This window comes from Paenibacillus sp. NAIST15-1, from assembly GCF_001894745.1.
Lineage (GTDB): Bacteria > Bacillota > Bacilli > Paenibacillales > Paenibacillaceae > Paenibacillus_B > Paenibacillus_B suaedae.
The window spans coordinates 76,583-96,898 of the sequence record NZ_BBYF01000018.1; the positions used below are offsets into that span (position 1 = coordinate 76,583).

Genomic DNA, 20,316 nt, shown 5'->3' on the forward strand with positions numbered 1-20,316 from the left:
TGGGCTTTTAGAACAACCTTTAGACTGATTTACTATCAAACTAACAAATCAATCTATACATGTCAATTTTTCTCCGAAGCAGTGCTCGTTTTCATAGGTATACCAATAGTACAAGGTATTGCCGCGATAGCGCTGACCATAAATCCCGCCAACAGCAAGGAGAAGTTTACTGCTAACCCATCGATAGATGCTATGGATAGCCATAACGTAGATGCAATCGAACCTAGGTATCGTATGACATAATAAATTCCAGCCGCTATTCCTGCTCCTTGTGCTTCTCCAGCTTCCAATGCCGTTGCCTGTATTGCTGCATTTCCACTTCCGAGGCTAAGCCCAGCCAAACCGACACCAACAATAAACAGTGCTAATAGTTGGCTTGAGCTTGCTATCAAGAGTAGTCCACCCGCAATGGCAGCGAGTATACATCCGGCGAGAACAGCTGGGCGCTTTCCAAATCGATCGCTCATTGCACCTCCTGCTGCTGTAGCTGCGATCATAGCGACGGAGAAGACAAGCATTACCGTTCCACTTCCTGCATAATTAAAATACCACTTTTCTTTTACAAGCAAAGGCACGCACATCAGCAACAGATACACCATGAAATTGTTTAAGAATACCGATGCAGCAGCAGCTCGAAAGGAGCGAATTTTAAACAGCTCTCTTACTAATCGAAGAAGTACAAAATCATTCGTTTGCCTTATTTTCTTTTGCGTCTTTCTAGCTCGGCATATTAGGTTCTTGTTCGCTAATAACGTAATAGGAAAAAGCATCAGTATTAATGTAACTATAAATTGGAAACGCCAATGATAATAATGAATAAATAAGCCACCTAGCGGCGGTCCTAGTGCAGCTCCTATCCCAGCTGCAGCCCCTAACAATCCAAACATTCTCCCTTGTCTTTCAGTCGGCGTCATCTCACGCAATCGTACAGAACTAGCTGGCACGAGTGCAGCGCCCCCACTCGCTTGGATGAGTCTGCCTATTAACAAGCCCATAAAGGTCGGGGCAAGCCAACATATTATTGTTCCTAACGCAAACATGACTGTACCGCTAAAAAGAATTGGCCTGCTGCCGAATCGATCCACGAATCGTCCTGCGAAGATTTGAAAGACAGCCATCCCTATTAGATATATCGTGACTACCCATGCCCCTTGGGAAAGCGGCACTTGGAACTCGTTCGCTATTGGTTCCAGAGCTAATGCAACCATGGATGAATTGAGCGGAACCACAAATGTTCCAATAATCATACAAATGATAGTAAAGTTATGCCTCATGTCGCCCCCGCCTTCATCGCAACAGTTGTACCATGCCTGTTGTTCCGTTCACGATAACCCGATCACCATCAGAAAGGAATTTCGTAGCATTTTCGCATGCCATGACCGCAGGAATGCCATATTCTCTGGCTACAATTGCCGAGTGTGACAATACGCCACCTGTATCCGTTACAACAGCTGCAGCTACAGAGAAAAGTGGTGTCCAAGCTGGATTCGTATTCACGCATACGAGAATATCTCCCCGCTTCAGTTTATGGAACTCTTGAGGCCCTCGAATCACCTTAACGACACCTTGAGCTTCTCCTTGGCTTGCCCCGGCTCCAGTGAGTACTTTTTCTTCAATTTCTGACTTATTGATGGCATCGGAACTTCTGTAATTATTCATTCGGTTCCATACTTCTCGGCGCTGAAGTGCGAGTTCCGCCATTTCCGCTTCATGTTTGTCAGCAATCATGCTCTCCAATTCATTGAACGTAACAAAATCCAGATCCCGTTCATCCCGTATTTTCTCTTCTGCTATGAGCCACGCAGCAACTTGCTTGATACGGTCGCGGAGAATCGCAACAATCTCTTCGTACATATACAACGTAGCCTCGCGAGCGACCCAAAATCCCCTAGTCATATCCAGCGCCTTTTCGAACGTTTCAATCCATTGCGGCTTTTTCAATCGTCGTACGATTTCCGCACGGGCATTATGATATTCTTCTGTTCGTTCCTTCTCATCATCAATCAGCCCCTCTGGATGTTGAATCAGAGCTTGGACCATGCTTAAGACGTTGTCAGGCTCATCTCTCCATGACGGATAGCTCGGCTGCGGTTCCATTCCTGATGCACATCGGCATCCGTGTTTGCTCAAGAAGCGTCCAATCGCTTCCTTGAATGCCCTACAGCCATCACTATTCATAATCGTCTCGTACATTCTGCCAAACGGCTGCTTCTCCAATATGTCCAAAACAACAGGACTGGCAACCGCAACTCTAGCTAACTCCTTCATGTCCCGGTTTGCAACAGCCGTTTTATAATCCAGAGCCTGCAGCAATTTTTGCTTCATTAAATAGACTTGCTTTACATTCGCACGATGAAGCATCTTGTCCAGCTTGCTCTGGGCCGCGACGCCAGCGGCCATATATTTTCGGAAACGGCGATACATAAGCTCACTTATCACCCCTTCCAATTTCTTAATCTCCCTAACCAAATCTTGCGGTGAGGAATCCAGATGGACGGATTCAACAGGAAGCAGGGAACGCAAATACGGTTGGTCTACCTGCAGCCACTCTTGCAGCGGGTCATACTTGATCCAGCCTTTCAGCTTCAACCAGGCAACCGGAAGAGCAGCTATCGTTCGCAAGTTGGCTGGAACCGGCGGATTGAATAAAATTAGTCCAGTCGGATGCTGATAGGAAATATCTTCAGGCATTTCTATACCTAATTCTTTTGCTGCCCTCCTTACTCCGGCAAGAGCTGGAGTAAGACTACTATCAAAATCTAGCGGACGCAGCGGCTCAGGAAAATGGTCAACGAGTACGGGTAAAAACCGCTTACGAGCAAAACGAGGAATTCGTCCGAGATAAATCCAACCAGCGTACACCTGCTCGTCTTCATCGGGAAGACGGATCGCTCCATCTGTTGCATGCTGCAAGCTGTGCAATGTTGTTATAGGACGGGACTGAAGCAAGTAAATTCGGTCATGTTTCACGGCCCACTCGATATCCTGCGGCGAACCATAATGCTCCTCCACTTTTTTGGCTATGCGACAAAGATCTATAACCATCGAATCCGACAAACAAGGTCTCGTCTGTAACTGGGGTGGAACCGGCACGACGACACTTCCCTGCTCCTGTTGGACTACCATCTCTTCCTTTTTTCCAATTTCGCAATCAATGATTTCAAGGGTTTCCTTCGCAATCCGATAGGTATCTGGGGTAACAATTCCAGACACTACAGCTTCACCGAGACCTAAGCTCGCCGTGATTAACATCTGATCGTGGCAACTATTCAAGGGATTGACTGTGAACAGAACGCCCGCAGCATCGGAGTCCACCATTTCTTGTACAACGACACTCAATGCAACGGAGCTGTGGGTAAATCCCTGTTGATTGCGGTAATGTACAGCTCTCTCTCCCCACAAGGAAGCCCAACATTCCCGAACGGAGTGGAGCAAAGCCTCTTCTCCATGAACGCCCAGAAAGGTCTCTTGTTGTCCGGCAAAAGACGCCTCAGGCAAATCTTCAGCGGTAGCCGAGGATCGCACTGCCACCCTGACTTCGTTGCCCAATTGGCGATAATATTCGCGAATGCGCTCCTCAATCTCTGGAAGCATTGGTGTTTCCAAAAACAATTTTCTGGAAGAATGGCTTTGATATTCCGGATCATGGCTATGTTCTCTTTCCAATTCCTCCAGCTTACTTGCGATAATCGTTTGCTCAATCTGACGCTTATATGCCAAAGCCGATATACTAAAAGCTCGCGGAATCGGAAATCCTGCCCGGATCATTTCCCCGAGATTCGCCCCCTTTCCTCCAACCAGAGAGATGTCTCCTTTTCCCACATGATGAATCCAAAGCACCAAGTCATTTTCCAATCGGACATCCATAAATTTCGAACCTCCTTGACCCTTTTAAGATGTAAAGACATTAGCTTATCATTTAATTTACTAAGTACTTAATAAGTGAAATATAACCCTCAGCTTTCATGTTGTCAATAAGTGCGTGTAAAAAAATAAAAAAAACCGCGATGTACGCGGTTTTTTCTCGGGCTTTTCGTGATAAGTTCCTTCCTATTATTTTTTATGACTTTTTATGAAGTAACCGGAATTTTCATTTCCAGTGCTTTGTGGTAGTCCTTTATCATGTTTCGTTTTTTATCCTCAAGAGGCAGCCCGTTCTTATCGACAAAAAGCGTAAATGGTTTTACAGTAATAAATTTAGTCCCAGAAACAGATGGAGCATACATGATTTTTTCATTATATTCTTTATCCGGCTTTTTCGCATACGTGCCCAGTCTGAACTGAACTAACTCGTTGCCTTTATCGTCTACGATTTCGTAATACATTTTGGATTGATGATACTTATTCGGCCGCTTCGTGCTGCTGCTTGGAATTTCTCCCTTGCTGTGAATTTGAAGCATTGTCGTTGCATCGGTCATTCGCAGATTGGTTACCTCATAACTGAATTTCTGCGTATTTTTCTTTGCATTCGGCTGTATGTTAATATCCCGTTTGGAGATGTTTTTCACCGGAATGACTAGGGACACCTCTGCTGCCTCAAACTTCGCATTAATTGTCAATTCGAACTCATTCGGAAGAATAGGCTCTCCCGTTTTCGGATCGATGGCATTTGTAAACTCAACCATGCTCATATTATTCTCTTTTCCATTTTCCACAGGAACTGAACTTGCCATCATCGCCAGCTTGTCCACCTGAAGCGGCTGTCCATTCAGCAGATAGCTCTTACTAGCATATAGCGGATTCTCTCCGCCTTCGGACTTCAACACCATCACAAAGCGAGCACCGTCGTACATAAGCTCAGGCACGATCAATGTAACTCCATCTTTTGTTGCCTTCGCATTTTTCACTGTGGTCAAGCCTTTTTTGCTGGCTGCCTTTGCCCCTGAGTCCCCCCATTCCTGTAACACACTTGATCCGGATGCCGCTGCACTTGCGGTAGGCAAATCAACGACAGCCATTCCTGCTCCTGTACCCAATATAGCTGCCATACAAGTTACTGCTATCATCTTCTTCAATAATGATTGTTTATATGTGCTCACTTCCACATTTCCTCCTTCATTCTTGAATCACCTATTATATATAACAACTTCAACCTCCTCATTTGTGACATTATTTTCTGACCATCGTTTCCGCAAGTTTGATTAAGTCTTCCTGAGTCAATGCATTTCCTTCATTGGTTATAATTCGAAATTGCTTGCCTTGTTCCGTCCATAGAAGTGTGTTTTGCTGCGGGCTATCCCGATATTCTGGCTGCAACTTTTGTCTTGCCTCTTCAGCAGTTTGATAATGATACCCTTTCTGGGCAGGGGATGCTTTCGAACCAAGTGCAATATATTCCAAAAGCAACGTATCCTCACCGTTCATATATTTCAGTATAATTTGCCCCGCTTCCGTCCATTCATATTTCTTAGACAACACCGCTGCACCTTTCTTTTTGGCTTCTACTCGCAAATCGTTCTTAAATTGCGGACTATATGGGCACCGTATTTCTGCTTTCGTTAAGGAATACCCTTCTGGCAGATTTGTAGGCTCTACTAATACGGTTCCTTTCAAATCAGTGGCCTTCTTCAAATAATTCTCATAGGTTTCAAATGAAGGGGCGACATGTCCGGTGAAGATAATTTCCTGCCCCTTGCTTTTCGTCTTTTCATTGTCGATAAATACGGCATAAGCATCACCCGGATTTTGCTCAACCAGCTTGTGCAGTCTTGCCAACTCATCTTCAAAGACCTTCGGCTCTCCCGAAGGGCCTTTCACGGTATAGTCAATTGTACTCTTGGCTGGCGCCGCCTCCGCGCCATTGTTCATATGGCTGAACATTAGCAACCCGCATATTGCTGCAATTACTAGTTTTGACGTCATTTTCATAAAGACAATTCTCCCCTGTACCTCTATTATGGAAATTTTCTTCTCATCTATATGAACAACTTAAAAACGAGAATTGTGACACGGATCGACTTTTTATCAAATAAATAAAAAAATCCCTTGGAATAAGACTGGCTGTATCGCCGTCTTCTCCAAGGGTTGTAGTAGCGCATGAATTCGAATTTACGCATCGCTCTTTTTTGATCCACCGTCATCACGGTTCTCGTCAAATAACGATTTTAAATCCTCGATTTCCTGTGCATTTAGCTTTTTATCCTGCAAAAAGTTGGCCAGCATCGGCTTCAAAGCTCCGCCATACAGCTTTTTCATGAAGGATTTGGTTTCGGATCGCAGGTACTCCTGCTCGCTGATAAGCGGGTAGTACAAATAGTTTCGTTTCGACCCCTTCTCCAGCTTTGCACCGGCTGCTTCCTTCTGAACCAATCGGCTCAGGAGCGTCCGAGTCGTATTCGGGCTCCACTCCATCAAATCCGTCATTTGATTGACTACCTCAATGGAAGGACAATCGGGACGCGCCCACAATACGCGCATAACCTCCAGTTCAGCATCCGTAATAGGCGGTACTTTATTCATTCATGAAACCTCCAAACTCAATCGTTCAAGACCACGCATGTAGTTATACTCATGCTATAATTGTACCTTTACAATGTCAACCTGTTTTGTGTTTTTAACCTTATAAAAGCCCATGCATTCTATTTAGATTGCATGGGCTTTTACGTATGAACGAATATGAATATATATAGCTATTTTTTCAATGTCGTTTTCGCCAGCTTGATCAGATCTTCTTTCGTCAACGGATTATCCTTATTGGTTACAATTTGAAAGCTCTTTCCACCATCTCTCCAACTAAGATAATTACTTCCTTCGTGATTCGGATCTTTCTTTTCCATTTCTATCGCGGATGTATACAGATATTCCTTTTCTTTCTTCTTTTTATATTCTTCTAAATCTTTCTCGTCCCAATGAAAACTCGATATATTGATATAGTCTTCTCCCTTCGTGTACGTTAGCGCGATATGGTCGCTTTTGATCACATTCAGCTTCTTCGAATATACCTGTTTGCCCAGTTTTTTAGCCTCGGCTCTTATTGCTGCTGAATCCTTAGGAGTGAATACAGAAATAATATCCGCTTTACTTAAACGATAACCCTCCGGCAAGTCAGCCGGCTGCTGCGGCACCGCCTCTTTCAAGGCCGATGCTCTTTTGATGTAAGCCTCATACGTATCGAAGCTTTGAGTTCGGGGGCTTCCCATGAAGGTGAATTCTGGGAAGGAAATCTTTCCAGCTGGAAGACTGTCTTTTTCTTTCTTTAATTCCTTGCTGACATATAAAATGTACGAATCATTCGGATTTTTTTCCAATAATTTATTTATCTTCTCCTTCTCTTCATTTACTAACTTTTCACCTTTGCTAATCGCCGCTGGTTTAGCAGCTGCCGTCTGTAAGATATTGCTTGAAGGTTGAGATGGGGCCGCCTCTACCTTAAGGTTCACCGAAGAACCCAACAAAAAAATACTACTCAGTGCTGTGATTGCTACTTTTGATACTGTTTTCATGCTATAGCGCTCCTCTCATTTTGAGCCACCCTCATAACCTACAATTGAAGTTTATGGGGGTGGACTTGGTTCATGTATTCTATTTAGCTGCATGGGCTTGTACAGTAATTCCGTCTATATATCTATTTTTTTACTACCGTTTTTGCTAACATGATCAACTCTTCCTTCGTCAACGGATTGTTCTTGTTGGTTTCCACTTGGAAGCTTTTTCCGTCTTCTCTCCAACTAAGATAATTTCTTCCTTCGTGATTCGGATTTTTCTTTTCCATGTCTTTCGCTGATGTATAGCTATATTCCTTTTCCTTCTTCTTCTTATATTCTTCTAAATCGTTCTCGTCCCAATGAAAACTCGCTATATTAATAAAGTCTTGTCCTTTTGTGTACGTTAGTGAGATATGGTCGCTTTTGATCATGTTCATCTTCTTCGAATATACCTGTTTGCCCAGCTTTTTAGCCTCGGCTTTTATGGCTGCCAAATCCTTGGGAGTGAACACAGAATAAATATCCGCTTTACTTAAACGATAACCCTCTGGCAAGTCGGCTGGCTGCTGCGGCACCGCCTCTTTCAAGGCCGATGCTCTTTTGATATAGGCCTCATAGGTATCGAAGCTTTGAGTTCGGGGGCTTCCCATAAAGGATACTTCTGAGAATGAAATCCACCCTTCCGGAATATTTTCTTTTTCTTTCTTCAATTCACTGCTGACATATAACATGTACGTATCATTCGGATTTTTTTCCAACAATTTGTTAATCTTATCCTTCTCTTCTTCCACTAACCTTGCACCTTCACTTATCAGCTCCGGTTTGGCGGCTGCTGTCTTTACGGTCATATTGCTTGAAGTACGAGATGGGGCTGCCTCTGCCATGAGATTTACGGAAGAAGAACCCAACATTAACACGCTGCTTAGTGCTGTGATTGCCACTTTTGATGCTACTTTCATTTTGCAGAACTCCTCTCATTTTTGATCCATTTAAAACTACATTTGTAGTTTATATTGATACTACATCTGTAGTTTATAAATGTCAACCCGATTTATCTACATTTTTCACCTTTATATCAATTTGTGGGTTACACGTAAAAAGATAACCCATGCAATCGATTCTGACTGCATGGGCTTTTTACAAGCTCGGATACGGTTTCTATAGGCCATTTCTAAAAAATAGGTTGATTACAAGGCTATTCTAATACTGCCGTTTTCGCTAACTGGATCAGCTCATCCTTCGTCAATGGATTACTCGGATTGGTTACAATCTGGAAGCTCTTCCCACGATCTAGCCAACTAAGATAATTTCTGCCTTCGTGATTTGGATGTTTCTTTTCCACCTCTTTAGCAGATATATACTTGTATTCCTTTTCCTTCCTACTTTTATATTCTTCTAAATCTTTCTCCTTCCAATGGAAACTCGTTATATTGATAAAGTCTTCACCATTCGTGTACGTTAGCGAAATATGATCGCTATTTGTTATATTCATTTTCTTGGAATATACCTGTTTGCCCAGCTTTTTAGCCTCGGCCTTCACTGGTGCAAAATCCTTTGAAGTGAACACGTTATCAATTTCCGCTCTGCTAAAGATATAACCATCCGGCAAGTCAGCCGGCTGCTGCGGTACCGCCTCTTTCAAAGCTGATGCTCTTTTGAGATAAGCCTCATAGGTATCGAAGCTAGGAGAAGGACTTCCCATTAGATAAAATTCAGAAAGAGAAAAACCCTCAACGGGGAGACCGCCTTTTACTTCATTGCTGGCATATACGATATACGTATCATCCGAATTTTTTTCTAGCAATTTGGCGATTCTCTCCTTCTCCTCTTCCTCCAGCTTCTTCCCTTCAGCTTTAGGTTTAGCTGCCGGCGTTTTCAAAGCGATCTCGTTTACAGTAGGGGATGAGGCAACATCAACATCGTTACCCTTCGCATTTACCAGCGACACACTGCCAAGCGCAACAATAAGTGCCACCCCTAAAATGGACAAATGGTAGGATTTTTTATGAAATCGCTTGATCATTAGCAATCTTCTCTTCATTTGTTTATGCGTTGCGGATAATCCGGCAATCCCTGGGTGATGTTGTTTTCCTGACAAATGAAAATGCTCTAGCACATGGATAATGGTTTGCCCGTATGTATGGTTATGTTGTGGATTTGGCTGTAAACTCAAACGATCCAGCACGCATGCATCGCAGGCCATCTCCTGATCCTGCCTTGCTTTATGTACAGCAAGCCACAACAACGGATTAAACCAATGGATAATGAGCAGAATGTGCATCATCCAGTTCACCGCCACATCCCGCCGCTGGATGTGCCCAAACTCGTGCGCTAAAATACACTGAAGCTGTTCCCCTCGCAGCGTGACGAGCAGACTCGGCGAAATTACAATCGCCGGCTTGTGAAAACCGACTACCGCAGGCCCAGGAATGCGCTCACTGGCTACAAACCGCACAGCACTTTGTACGCCCATTAGCAATTTTGTTTCGCGGAACACGGTCGATAAATAAGGTGTCTCAATTGTTCTGCCCTCACGAAGGGCTCGCTTCAATTGAAACTGGTCAACAACGGTTTTCGCAGCAAAAAGCAGGACACCCAAGAACCAAACTGACATCAGCATATTGGTGAAGCCCATTTGCTTGAACCCACTCCACCAAAAGCCCATGTCCCATGTGGTATCTGATTCAAGAGACGAGTTGGATACCTCTATTTTTCTTTCTAAGAGGACGCTTTTATCCGAATCAGCAGCATTCTCTGCTTGAGCCTTTGCTTCGCTCCTTGCCCCTGCACCTTCCCACAAGCTGTTCCAAGCCGATGGAAGTTGAGCTTGTGATTGTTCTTGACTAACGGGAACGATGGCCTCCAACGAAAAAACATTGTATAGGCTGAGTGAAGATTCCGGCGCCCAAGGCAGCAGCAGACGAATCGCTACAGGTACCCAGAGCAGATACTTCCACCTCACTTCAAGCTTGTTCTTAAATAAAAATTGCAGGATAAGAACCAGCACGATAAGAATACTGGCCATAAAAGATCCGCGGAGCACCCAGCCGAAAAACGATAATAAACATTCATGCAAGGTTGGACTCATTCGTTATCTCTCTTTTCCAGTTCGTCACCGCGTTTATCATCAAATAAAGCCTTGAGATCCTCGATTTCCTGCGCGTTCAGCTTCTTGTCCTCTAGAAAATGGGCCAGCATCGGCTTCAATGCCCCGCCATACAGCTTTTTCATAAAGGAGGTCGTCTCAGATCGCAAGTATTCCTGCTCGCTAATGATTGAAAAAAATAGCTGACTGCGCTTCGAACCCTCTTCCAGCTTCACTCCCGCCGCTTTCTTCTGCACTAATCGATTCAGAAGCGTACGGCTCGTATTCGGACTCCATTCCATGCGCTCCGTCATCCGTTTTACGATCTCGCTGGAAGGACAATTTGGTTTTTCCCACAAGACGCGCATGACTTCCAATTCCGCATCTGTAATTGGTGGTATGTGATTCATGCATGAAACCCCCAAAAAAATTTATTCTTTATACTACATATGTAGTTATATTCCATACTACGTCTGTAGTTAATTAATGTCAACAAGTTTCTCTTCTGAATCTCCTTAATCATACACGCAAAAATTTGACGCCTATTAATCTAAGGATTACGTTGATCACACTCAAAAAATAGCCCACACATCCTATTCGGACTGCATGGGCTTGGACACAAGCTATTTTTTCACCATCGTTTTCGCCAGCTTAATCAAATCTTCCTTCGTCAACGGATTTTCAGCATTGGTTAGGATATAGTACAACTTCCCATTTTCTCTCCAGTTCAGCTCGTTCCATAAATTCTTAGTTTCGAGTTTAGGATTTTTCTTTTTTGTTTCTGCTGCACTTACATAGGTATATCCTTGTTTATTTTGCTTCAAATCCACCGAATCAAGATTTCTGCTTCCTAATGTAATATAATCGTCTCCATTTTTGTACTCTAGTCGTATCCCGTTCGAAGCTGTCCAGTTGATTTTCTTGGAATAGATCGTCTTCCCTAACTTCTTGGCCTCGGTCTCAATTTCTTTAACATATTCATTGTTGAATGGACCTATGATTACTCCATTCATGAGTTGATAACCATCCGGAAGGTCGACCGGTTGCTGTAGTACTGCCTCCTTCAAGGTTGATGCTTTTTTACGATAATCTTCATACTTTTCAAAATGTGGCTGGACGTTTCCCATAAAATATGTACTAGCTTTTTTACGTTGATTGATCCCACCGCTGACATATACGATATACGTATCATCCGGATTTTTTTCAATCAATTTTCTGATTCTCTCCTGCTCTGCTTTTTCCAGCTTGTCGCCTTCACTCATAGCCTTTGGTTCAGCTGCTGCTGTCTTCAACGCTATATCGCTTGTGGAACGAGAAGACGCTGCCTCTGCTGCGAGATTCATCGAACCAATTAATAAGATGCCGCCTATCGTTGCGATTGCTAGTTTCATCGTCATTTTCATTTCTAATTGCCCCTCTCTAGTTATTCTTCTGATCGTCTCATCATATATAACAAATTTCATCATGCCTTCCGTGACATGATTCTCAGTAGTTCTACTTTTTGACCATCGTTTTCGTTAGCTTAATCAGGTCTTCCTTCGTCAACGGATTTTCAGCATTGGTTGAAATCGAGAACCCCTTACCCTGTTCATACCAATTTAATGTGGTCGTAATAAATTTAGGATCAAGTTTTGGATTTTTCTTTTTCACATCCGCAGCAGCGATATAGACATATCCTTGTTGTTTCTTATCCATCTCTTCAATCCGATAACTAGAGAACTGAATATAATCTTTGCCGTTCACAAAACGCAACTGGATCATATTCGTATCCTTCCATTCAAGCTTCTTTGAATACACCTTTTTGCCGAGCTTTTTCGCCTCAGCCTGCATGGCCGCCGCATACTCATTTGTATATGGCGCAGCAACAATAACCCCGTCGAACGTATAGCTCTTCGACAGATCATCAGGCTTCTGCGGAGCCGGCTCTTTCATAACACGCAACAACTTCTCATAGTCCTCGTATTTCTCATAGCGCGGATTAAAATTGCCATAACCAAAAACCTCAAATCCCTTTGGCTGATAACTGCTGTATATCAGATACATATCACACGGATTTTTTTCCAACAGTTTGTCAAGTTTAGCCTTCTCGGCTTGCTCCAACTTCTCGCCTTCATTTGCAGTCATTGGTTTCGTTGCTGCTGCCTTCAAGCTGATGCCGCTTATAGCATGATCTGACGCTGTGCCTGACATGAGGTGCATGGATCCGAACAATAGAATGCTGCATTGTGAAGCAATTGCTATTTTCATCTTCGTATTCATATAAAATCGCACCTTTCCTGTTTGACATGTAATATCTACCATTCATATAACAATTTCAACCGTCTGGTTTGTGACATAACTTTTAATTAAAGAAACGCAAATACCCCCAGGTTAGACATGCTGATCTACGTCTTTCCCGAGGGTTTCAATATCGGACTATCTTACATTTCGCATCAATAACATGGCGATTCTTACTTTTTGACCATCGTTTTCGCCAACTTGATCATATCTTCCTTCGTCATTGGATTCTTTGGATTCGCATGAATGGAAAGCAGCTTGCCGTGTTGGATCCAAACCAACGAATTTACTAGATATTTCTCGCCTACATATGGATTATCTTTTTTCATTTTTTCCGCGGTTGTATAGGTATACTCTTGACTAAAATTTTTCTTATCCACCGCATCAGGCTTACGGCTGCTTATTTTGATAAAATTGTCTCCATTTTTAAATTCTAATTTGGTTTCGTTTGTAGTCGTCCAATTCAGTTTTTTAGAGTAAATCTGTTTGTTTAATTTTTTTGCTTCTGCTTTCAATTCTGCAGCAAAATCAGCGGTATATGGACCTATAATCTCTGCCGCGGAGAAGACATATCCCTTGGGCAAGTTAGCAGGTTGTTGCAGCGTTGCTTCCTTCAAACTGGCTGCCTTCTTTAGATAGTCCTCATACTTGCTAAATTTCGGCATGCTGTTGCCCAACATGTCGACCTCTGCTTTGCCTTTAACTTTAGTCAATTCATTACTGACATATAAGATATAGGTATCATCCGGATTTTTTTCGAGCAACTTTTTGATTCTCTCCCTCTCTGCTTTTTCCAACTTCTCGCCCTCAGTCATAGTCTTTGGTTTAGCAGCTGCCGTCTTCAACGTAATATCGCTTATCGAACGAGAAGACGCTGCCTCTGCCGCGAGATTTATCGAACCAAATAATAGGATACCGCTTATCGTTGCGATTGCTATTTTCATCGTCATTTTCATATTCAAGTGCCCCTCTCTCGCTAGTCTTTTAACGTTTTATCGCCTCATCTTATATAACAATTCTCACCATGCCTTTCGTGACATCATTTTCAAATCATCCCTGAAAAACAAGAAAAAATAACCCCCAGAAAAACTGCTAATCCTTCACAGCTTCTCCGGGAGTTACTCGATATACTTCGTCCGATTACGAAACCCTGCTTCTCTTATTATTTTTTCTCAAGCACCATCGTTTTCGAAAGCTTGATTAGATCTTCCTTGGACATATCCGTGTTCGTTTGAATAGTAATTGCTTTGTCTTTCACCCTCCAAGACAGGAAATTGTATTTTGCCTTTTCGCTAGCAGGTTCATAGACATAGCCTGTTTGCTTTTTCGCTGTTTTCGGGTCGATGGTGTACATATCAAACAGAAACGTGTTCTTCCCATTCACAAACTCAAGCTTGATTTCGCCCGGTACCTTCCAATCATACTTCTTCGCATAAAGCAATTTGCCTTGTCCCTCAATGGCGGCTTCTTTTTTTACTTCTTCTTCGAATTCCTTACTTTTCAGATACTCGATTTCCGCTTTGACTAACTTATATCCCTTCGGCAGGTTGGTTGGCTTCTGCAATACTGGCCCTTGATACGTAGCAGCCTTTTTTATATATTCTTCGTATGTTTTGAACGTAAGCGGATTGACTATATAGAGGAATTCCATTCCGGACATCAATTTTTTATTGCTAATAAAAGCAACATACACGTCACCCGGATTTTTAGCCTCTTGCCCTATTCTTCTTACTTCCTTTTCATATATCTTATTCTGTTCTTCTAATGTTAGCTCCTGATCAGTCGATGTGGCAGCCGCAGTGTCACTCGCTGTCTGGGATGGATCCGCCTGAACTGCGAAGCTCATAGAACCGAACATCAGGATACCGCTTAGTGTAGCAATTACTAATTTCATCGTTGTTTTCATTGGATGATTCCCCTTTTTTGTACAATTTATGAAACATTTTATCATGTATATAACAATCTCCATGATTCAATTGTGACAGACTTCCAATAATTTCATGTAAAAAAATAAAAAACTCCCCCAAAAGAACTTAGCATTTAAGTTCCTTTGAGGGAGCCAATTCACATTTTCCTATATATTTACACATACAGCACTTCATGAAATGAAGTTACATTACTTTGGACCGAAGCCCGCTTCCTCAACAGGATTCAATGAGCCCCACAGCCAAATACTGCTGAGTGTTGCAATTACTGTCTTTATCGATATATTCATGCGTGATTGCTCCTCTCTGACCCAACCTGTTCTTCTTAATTTCTACGTACCAGCTAGTCCCTTTGTTTCATCTTCACGATTTCGACTTCGTTCTAACAGGAGGAAGCAGCTTCTTCATATTTACCGTCCGCGTCTTCTCCCATGTCTCTGGATCCGCCTCGTCGAACTGTTCCAAGAACGCAATGACTTCCTTTGTAATTGGCGTCGGCGTCGAAGCGCCGGAGGTTACCCCAACCTTCTTAACGCCACGCAGCCATTCCACATCCAGCTCAGACAAGTCTCCAATACGGTACGCCGTCGTACCCGCAATCTCCTCTGACACCTGAGCAAGACGGTTCGAGTTATTGCTGCGCGGGTCGCCGACAACGATAACGAGATCACATTCTCCCGCTTGCTCCGCCACTGCCGCTTGACGAACCTGTGTCGCCATGCAAATTTCGTTATGGATTTCGGCTGATGGGAATTTCTCAACCAATCGATTCATAATATGCTTAATGTCCCATTGGCTCATCGTCGTCTGGTTCGTAATAATGATCTTGTCTGTCGCCAATTGAAGCGACTGAACTTCTTCTTCCCGCTCAATCAAATGAACGCTGTCCGGCGCGACACCGATTGCCCCTTCAGGCTCCGGATGTCCTTTCTTCCCGATGTAAATAACCTGGTAACCTTCCGCCGTCTTCTCGCGAATGAGATCATGCGTACGCGTTACATCCGGGCAGGTAGCATCGACAGTCGTAAGCCCCTTCTCACGAGCCTTGCGGCGAACCTCTGGCGATACACCATGCGCCGTGAAGATAATCGTCCCCGACTCTACTTGATCCAGGATTTCCATCCGGTTCGGGCCATCAAGCGTAATGATGCCCTCATCCTCGAATGCGTTCGTCACATGACTGTTGTGCACAATCATGCCCAATATATAGATAGGCCGCGGCAAATCCAGATTGCGTGCGGTTTGCTGTGCAATGACCATTGCATCAACAACACCATAGCAATAACCGCGCGGTGTTATTTTCATTACTTCCACAAGTACACCTGCTTCCCTTCCAATCGCTTCGTCTGCTATAAGAGCTGCAATGAAACTGCACCACAAGCATCCGGCTTCTTCATTATACCGGAACTCCCTCGCATTCGTCGACCGAAGCAAGCGGCAGCCAAATGATGAACGTCGTCCCCTCATTTGGCTTCGTGACTACTTCCACAGAACCGCGGTGCTCATCAATGATCCATTTCGCGATCGACAGACCGAGTCCCGTTCCGGAAGTAACGCCGCGAGATACGTCAGCACGATAGAATCGCTCAAAGATATACGGAACTTCCTTCTGATTCATGCCCATTCCCGTATCTTGCACCTTCAAGCCAATTTGCTCGTCCTGAATAATCGCATCCAGACGCACAAACCCGCCATCCGTGTATTTGAATGCATTCTCGATGAAGATGAACAGCATCTGCTGCAAATAATCTTTGTTGCCGTATACCACTTTCTGTTCGATTGCTGCTATATCTCCTAGAATCCATTCGGCCTTGCGCGGCAAGAATTGCGCTCTGCGCACAACTTCCTCAACGAGCGACTTCAATTCAATCATCGACTTCTCCATCACATAACCGGCATCCGCCCGAGCCAGTGACAGCATATCATTGATGAGCCTGCTCATTCGACGCGATTCATCTGCTATGTCGCTTAACGCCTCCATAGACATTTGCTGCTTGTCTACTTCTGTTAACGCCAGTGTCCCGCTTTCTTGCAGCCACATCTTCTCAAGCAGATCAACATTTCCCCGAATCGTAGTCAGCGGAGTGCGCAGTTCATGCGATGCATCAGATACGAATCTCCGCTGTGCCCGGTATGCCTCGTCAAGCTCATTATAGAAGGCTTCCATTCGCCCAAGCATGCTGTTAATACGGTCAGTCAATTGACCAACCTCATCATCCGGCGGCCCGACACGCGGAATTCTTACACTGAGATCCGCACCCTTCTGAACCCGGTCTGTCGCTTTAATAATGTTCTCAATCGGACGTAAAGATTTCTGCGCCAAGAAGAGCCCTAGTGAGAACGCCAGTACAACGGTAACCATGGACGCAACAACGAGAATACTCCTCAGTTCACGCATAAATCGAGCCTCATGTCCGGTAAAGGCAGCGACCTGTACAGCTCCGATGATCGTATCATTGTTCTCCAGCTTCAGCAGCTTCTCATACACGAGAAATTGAAACGATTGCACCTCAACCTTTCGTATGCCTGCTTTAATTTGGCTTGGATTCGACGGAACAGGCAGCTTCAGATTAAGGGACTTCAAGTTATCAGAACGAATTAGCTTGCCTGAACTGAAGTTAATCGTCTGAAAAAACACTTCCTCATTATTTAACCGATTAGACTGCTGAACATCCCAATTCAGCTGGGAACGTTCCCAATCGATAGAGGGGAGGATATACAATTGATCCATCTGGTTGGAAATGCGGGTCTTAATATCTTTATAGATGTTGTAGTCGACAAATGTATAAATCGCAATCCCGAACAAAAATAAGGTAAAGGCAAGCAAAGCCGAATACCAGACTGTAAGCCGCAAGCGAATTGACATCGATCTAACTGTCCCCTCTCAGTACATAGCCCGTCCCACGGATCGTTAATATGATGCGTTTGCCTCCATGCTCCTCTGTCTTCTGACGAAGCATGGCAATATATACTTCCAACACATTGGATTCACCGCTGTAATCATATCCCCATATCTTCTCCATAATCATATCGCGCGGCAGTACCCGCTTCGGGTTCTGCATGAATAGATGGAGCAGTTCAAATTCCTTCGCTGTAAGCTCGATCGCCTTGCCGTCCCGCTGTACTTCACGTGTATGTAAGTCCAGCACAATATCCTCGAATGTTAGGCGATGCGATCCCCCTTCACTATCACTGCGACGCCGCAACAGGGCACGGACACGTGCAAGCAGCTCTTCAAGTGCAAACGGCTTGACCAAGTAATCATCCGCCCCGTTATCAAGCCCCTTCACGCGATCCTGCACCTCATCCTTAGCCGTCAGCATGAGCACAGGCACACTGCTGCCCCCTTCTCGCATGCGGCGGCATACTTCCCATCCATCAACTTCGGGCATCATGACGTCCAATATGACCATGTCTGGTTCATGCAGCATCATGTCCCGCAGCCCTTCCGATCCATTCGAAGCCGTACGTACCTCGTACCCTTCGAACACCAACCCCCTTCGAAGCATGGAGGTAATTTTCTCATCATCATCAATTACCAGTATCGTTGATCGCATCATACTCATCCCCTTTTTCCGATTTCCATCAAATATGCAAATCATTTGTTATTCTGCCAATAAAGCGAAAAGGAAGCCAGAAATCGCATAAGCCATTCTGTGCTTCCTATCTTTATCCTTGGGGGGATGCGTCCTTCAAGTGCCATTGCTCATGTCGTGACGCACTCCCTTCCCCTTATTGCTGCAATTGTTTCGTGAATTTGTTCTTATCGCCAATCTTCACACTTACATCAATCGACTTGCCGTTGCGTACGACTTGAAGCTTAACGGTATCGCCAACCTTCTTCTTGCTAATCTGTTCAATTAGCTCTTCCTTGGTTGTATATTTAGTCCCATCCATACCGGTAATGATATCATATGCGCGCAAATCTGCCTCATAAGAAGGGGTGCCGAACAACACTTCGCTCACGAGAGACCCCTTAATTAAATTCATACCTAATCGGTCTGCAATATCATCTGTCATCGTAATGAGTGTTGCACCGATAAACGGCAGAGGCTCCTTCGCAATCTCGCGTTTATTCTTCAAATCCTCGACAACCTTACTCATCACATTCGATGGAATCGCGAATCCAATTCCTTGCGCCTGGCGACTTACCGCTACATTCATGCCGATAACTTCGCCCTGCATGTTCAACAACGGACCGCCAGAGTTACCAGGGTTGATCGATGCATCTGTCTGAAGCAAGTGTTGGTATTCACGAGCGCTGCCGTTATCGTCAACATTGATTTTGCGTTCGCGTGCACTAAGTACACCAACAGTAACCGTATGATCGAATCCAGACGGGTTGCCGATTGCAACAAGCCAATCTCCGATTTGAGTTGCATCAGAATTGCCAAGGCTAACAGTAGGAAGATCGCCCTTGCTTTCAATCTTCAGTACAGCCAAATCCAAGTCTTTGCTATGTCCAAGCAGTTCTGCCTTAATCGGCTCCTTGTTTCCTTCCACCTGTACCTGAATCGCCTCCGCACCTTCAATCACGTGCTGATTCGTCAATATATAACCGTCTTTATCAAAAATGAACCCTGTACCGATTCCAAGAGGCTGCAGCTTCGGCTTCACATCCTGGCGGGAATTGTCATTCCCATAGCCGTCTCCGAAGAATTGGCGGAAGAACGGGTCATCCATCCACGGATTGCTGCCACCACCGCTTTGCCCTCTTGTCGTTCCGAATGTCTCGATCTTCACGACAGCAGGACTAGCTTTTTTAAATACATCCGCTACACTGTTCGAGCCGTTCGGCAGCGTAGTTCCAGGCCCATTGGTCTGCACCGCATTCGCACCTGCCGCACTGCTTCCAGCCCCCTCGCCAGCAAGCGCCGTTCCTCCTGTAAACAGGTTCGTCTTGTCAGCCGTAATCATAAGCGCCGTAATGACGAGTGCTCCTGCCATGAAGGAAGCAAATATTGCCTTGAAGGAAGTCCCTCTCTTGCGCTTCGAATCCTTGAAGTTCCAATCACCTTGTGGCGGAGCAGATTGGCCTCCCCCGTCACCACGCATATTCGGAGCCGTATATCCACTCGCTTGAGCCCCTCCCTGCTGCGTAGCACTGGAGAACGGAAGCGGCTTAACCGGATTCGGCGGCGTTACCTGCACATCATTCATACGTCCAGTCGGATCTGTCGAAGTTGTGGTTCTCGAAGGTTCTTCTTGTTTTACGGATTGATAAGGGCCGTAGGCGTAGTAGTAACGTTCATTTTGCTTGCCCAGTTCCTGTTCTTCACTCAGGCTGTCATCGCGCTCTTGTCGAGCAGCGCTGTCGTCTGATGCTGATGTATGAGAATCCTTGTCGGATGCACCAAATAAATTGCGTTTTTGTTCGTCCATTTTGCCTACCTCCTAATGTACTCGTATCAAATGAAGTATCGTAATGATATGTTTATATAATGGACGATAAACCTTAATCCTAGCTTAAAAACAATATAAAACACCATAAAAGATGATAATACAAAAGTTCGACAAAAAAACAGGCCCTTCGGCCTGTTCTGCAATTCCTGTCGACGCAATAAACAGCACAGTTCAAATCTGTTAGTGTCTAGACCTAGAATAT

At 44.4% G+C, this 20,316-nt stretch carries 17 protein-coding genes; all 17 read right to left on the minus strand.

The genetic code is table 11. The features are described 5' to 3' along the window. Window positions 1-62: 62 nt before the first annotated feature. The gene (locus tag PBN151_RS25435; RefSeq protein ID WP_175560797.1) at window positions 63-1,247 is read right to left on the minus strand and encodes an MFS transporter; all 1,185 of its coding nucleotides are present in this window, start codon (window positions 1,245-1,247) and stop codon (window positions 63-65) included. 40 nt (window positions 1,248-1,287) lie between these two features. Beyond that, on the minus strand, window positions 1,288-3,867 hold the full coding sequence (locus tag PBN151_RS25440) for a PEP/pyruvate-binding domain-containing protein (protein WP_072731368.1): 2,580 nt from the start codon (window positions 3,865-3,867) through the stop codon (window positions 1,288-1,290). A gap of 203 nt (window positions 3,868-4,070) precedes the next feature. Beyond that, entirely contained in the window at window positions 4,071-5,039 is a 969-nt protein-coding gene (locus tag PBN151_RS25445) for a DUF5643 domain-containing protein (RefSeq protein WP_072731370.1), read from the minus strand. Between the two features lie 70 nt (window positions 5,040-5,109). Next, a complete protein-coding gene (locus PBN151_RS25450; RefSeq protein ID WP_072731371.1) occupies window positions 5,110-5,868 on the minus strand; it encodes a hypothetical protein in 759 nt (252 codons plus the stop codon). Between the two features lie 180 nt (window positions 5,869-6,048). Further along, on the minus strand, window positions 6,049-6,459 hold the full coding sequence (locus PBN151_RS25455; RefSeq protein WP_072731373.1) for a BlaI/MecI/CopY family transcriptional regulator: 411 nt from the start codon (window positions 6,457-6,459) through the stop codon (window positions 6,049-6,051). A 170-nt stretch (window positions 6,460-6,629) separates the two neighbouring features. Continuing rightward, window positions 6,630-7,442: a hypothetical protein gene (locus PBN151_RS25460; RefSeq protein WP_072731374.1), complete on the minus strand. Its 813-nt coding sequence runs from the start codon at window positions 7,440-7,442 to the stop codon at window positions 6,630-6,632. A 122-nt stretch (window positions 7,443-7,564) separates the two neighbouring features. Next, window positions 7,565-8,383: a hypothetical protein gene (locus PBN151_RS25465; RefSeq protein ID WP_072731375.1), complete on the minus strand. Its 819-nt coding sequence runs from the start codon at window positions 8,381-8,383 to the stop codon at window positions 7,565-7,567. A gap of 236 nt (window positions 8,384-8,619) precedes the next feature. After that, window positions 8,620-10,512, minus strand: coding sequence for a M56 family metallopeptidase (locus PBN151_RS25470; RefSeq protein WP_072731376.1), 1,893 nt, complete (start codon window positions 10,510-10,512; stop codon window positions 8,620-8,622). Continuing rightward, on the minus strand, window positions 10,509-10,919 hold the full coding sequence (locus PBN151_RS25475; RefSeq protein ID WP_072731380.1) for a BlaI/MecI/CopY family transcriptional regulator: 411 nt from the start codon (window positions 10,917-10,919) through the stop codon (window positions 10,509-10,511). The genes PBN151_RS25470 and PBN151_RS25475 overlap by 4 nt, the downstream gene beginning before the upstream one ends. Before the next feature lie 213 nt (window positions 10,920-11,132). Next, on the minus strand, window positions 11,133-11,912 hold the full coding sequence (locus tag PBN151_RS30880; protein ID WP_072731381.1) for a hypothetical protein: 780 nt from the start codon (window positions 11,910-11,912) through the stop codon (window positions 11,133-11,135). 91 nt (window positions 11,913-12,003) lie between these two features. Next, window positions 12,004-12,768 carry a hypothetical protein gene (locus PBN151_RS25485; RefSeq protein WP_072731383.1) on the minus strand — a complete coding sequence of 255 codons (765 nt, stop codon included), beginning with the start codon at window positions 12,766-12,768 and terminating at the stop codon, window positions 12,004-12,006. 191 nt (window positions 12,769-12,959) lie between these two features. Then, window positions 12,960-13,742, minus strand: a complete 783-nt coding sequence (locus PBN151_RS25490) for a hypothetical protein (protein ID WP_072731384.1) — start codon at window positions 13,740-13,742, stop codon at window positions 12,960-12,962. A 206-nt stretch (window positions 13,743-13,948) separates the two neighbouring features. Beyond that, window positions 13,949-14,692: a hypothetical protein gene (locus PBN151_RS25495; protein ID WP_072731386.1), complete on the minus strand. Its 744-nt coding sequence runs from the start codon at window positions 14,690-14,692 to the stop codon at window positions 13,949-13,951. Window positions 14,693-15,074: 382 nt separating this feature from the next. Then, window positions 15,075-16,025, minus strand: coding sequence for a 4-hydroxy-3-methylbut-2-enyl diphosphate reductase (locus PBN151_RS25500; RefSeq protein ID WP_072731431.1), 951 nt, complete (start codon window positions 16,023-16,025; stop codon window positions 15,075-15,077). Window positions 16,026-16,107: 82 nt separating this feature from the next. After that, complete coding sequence (locus PBN151_RS25505) at window positions 16,108-17,577, minus strand: sensor histidine kinase (protein ID WP_072731387.1); 1,470 nt, start codon at window positions 17,575-17,577, stop codon at window positions 16,108-16,110. A gap of 4 nt (window positions 17,578-17,581) precedes the next feature. Further along, window positions 17,582-18,268 (minus strand): response regulator transcription factor, encoded by a 687-nt coding sequence (locus PBN151_RS25510; protein WP_021261002.1) that lies wholly within the window; start codon window positions 18,266-18,268, stop codon window positions 17,582-17,584. Window positions 18,269-18,443: 175 nt separating this feature from the next. Then, window positions 18,444-20,093, minus strand: coding sequence for a S1C family serine protease (locus tag PBN151_RS25515; RefSeq protein WP_072731390.1), 1,650 nt, complete (start codon window positions 20,091-20,093; stop codon window positions 18,444-18,446). Window positions 20,094-20,316 lie beyond the last annotated feature (223 nt).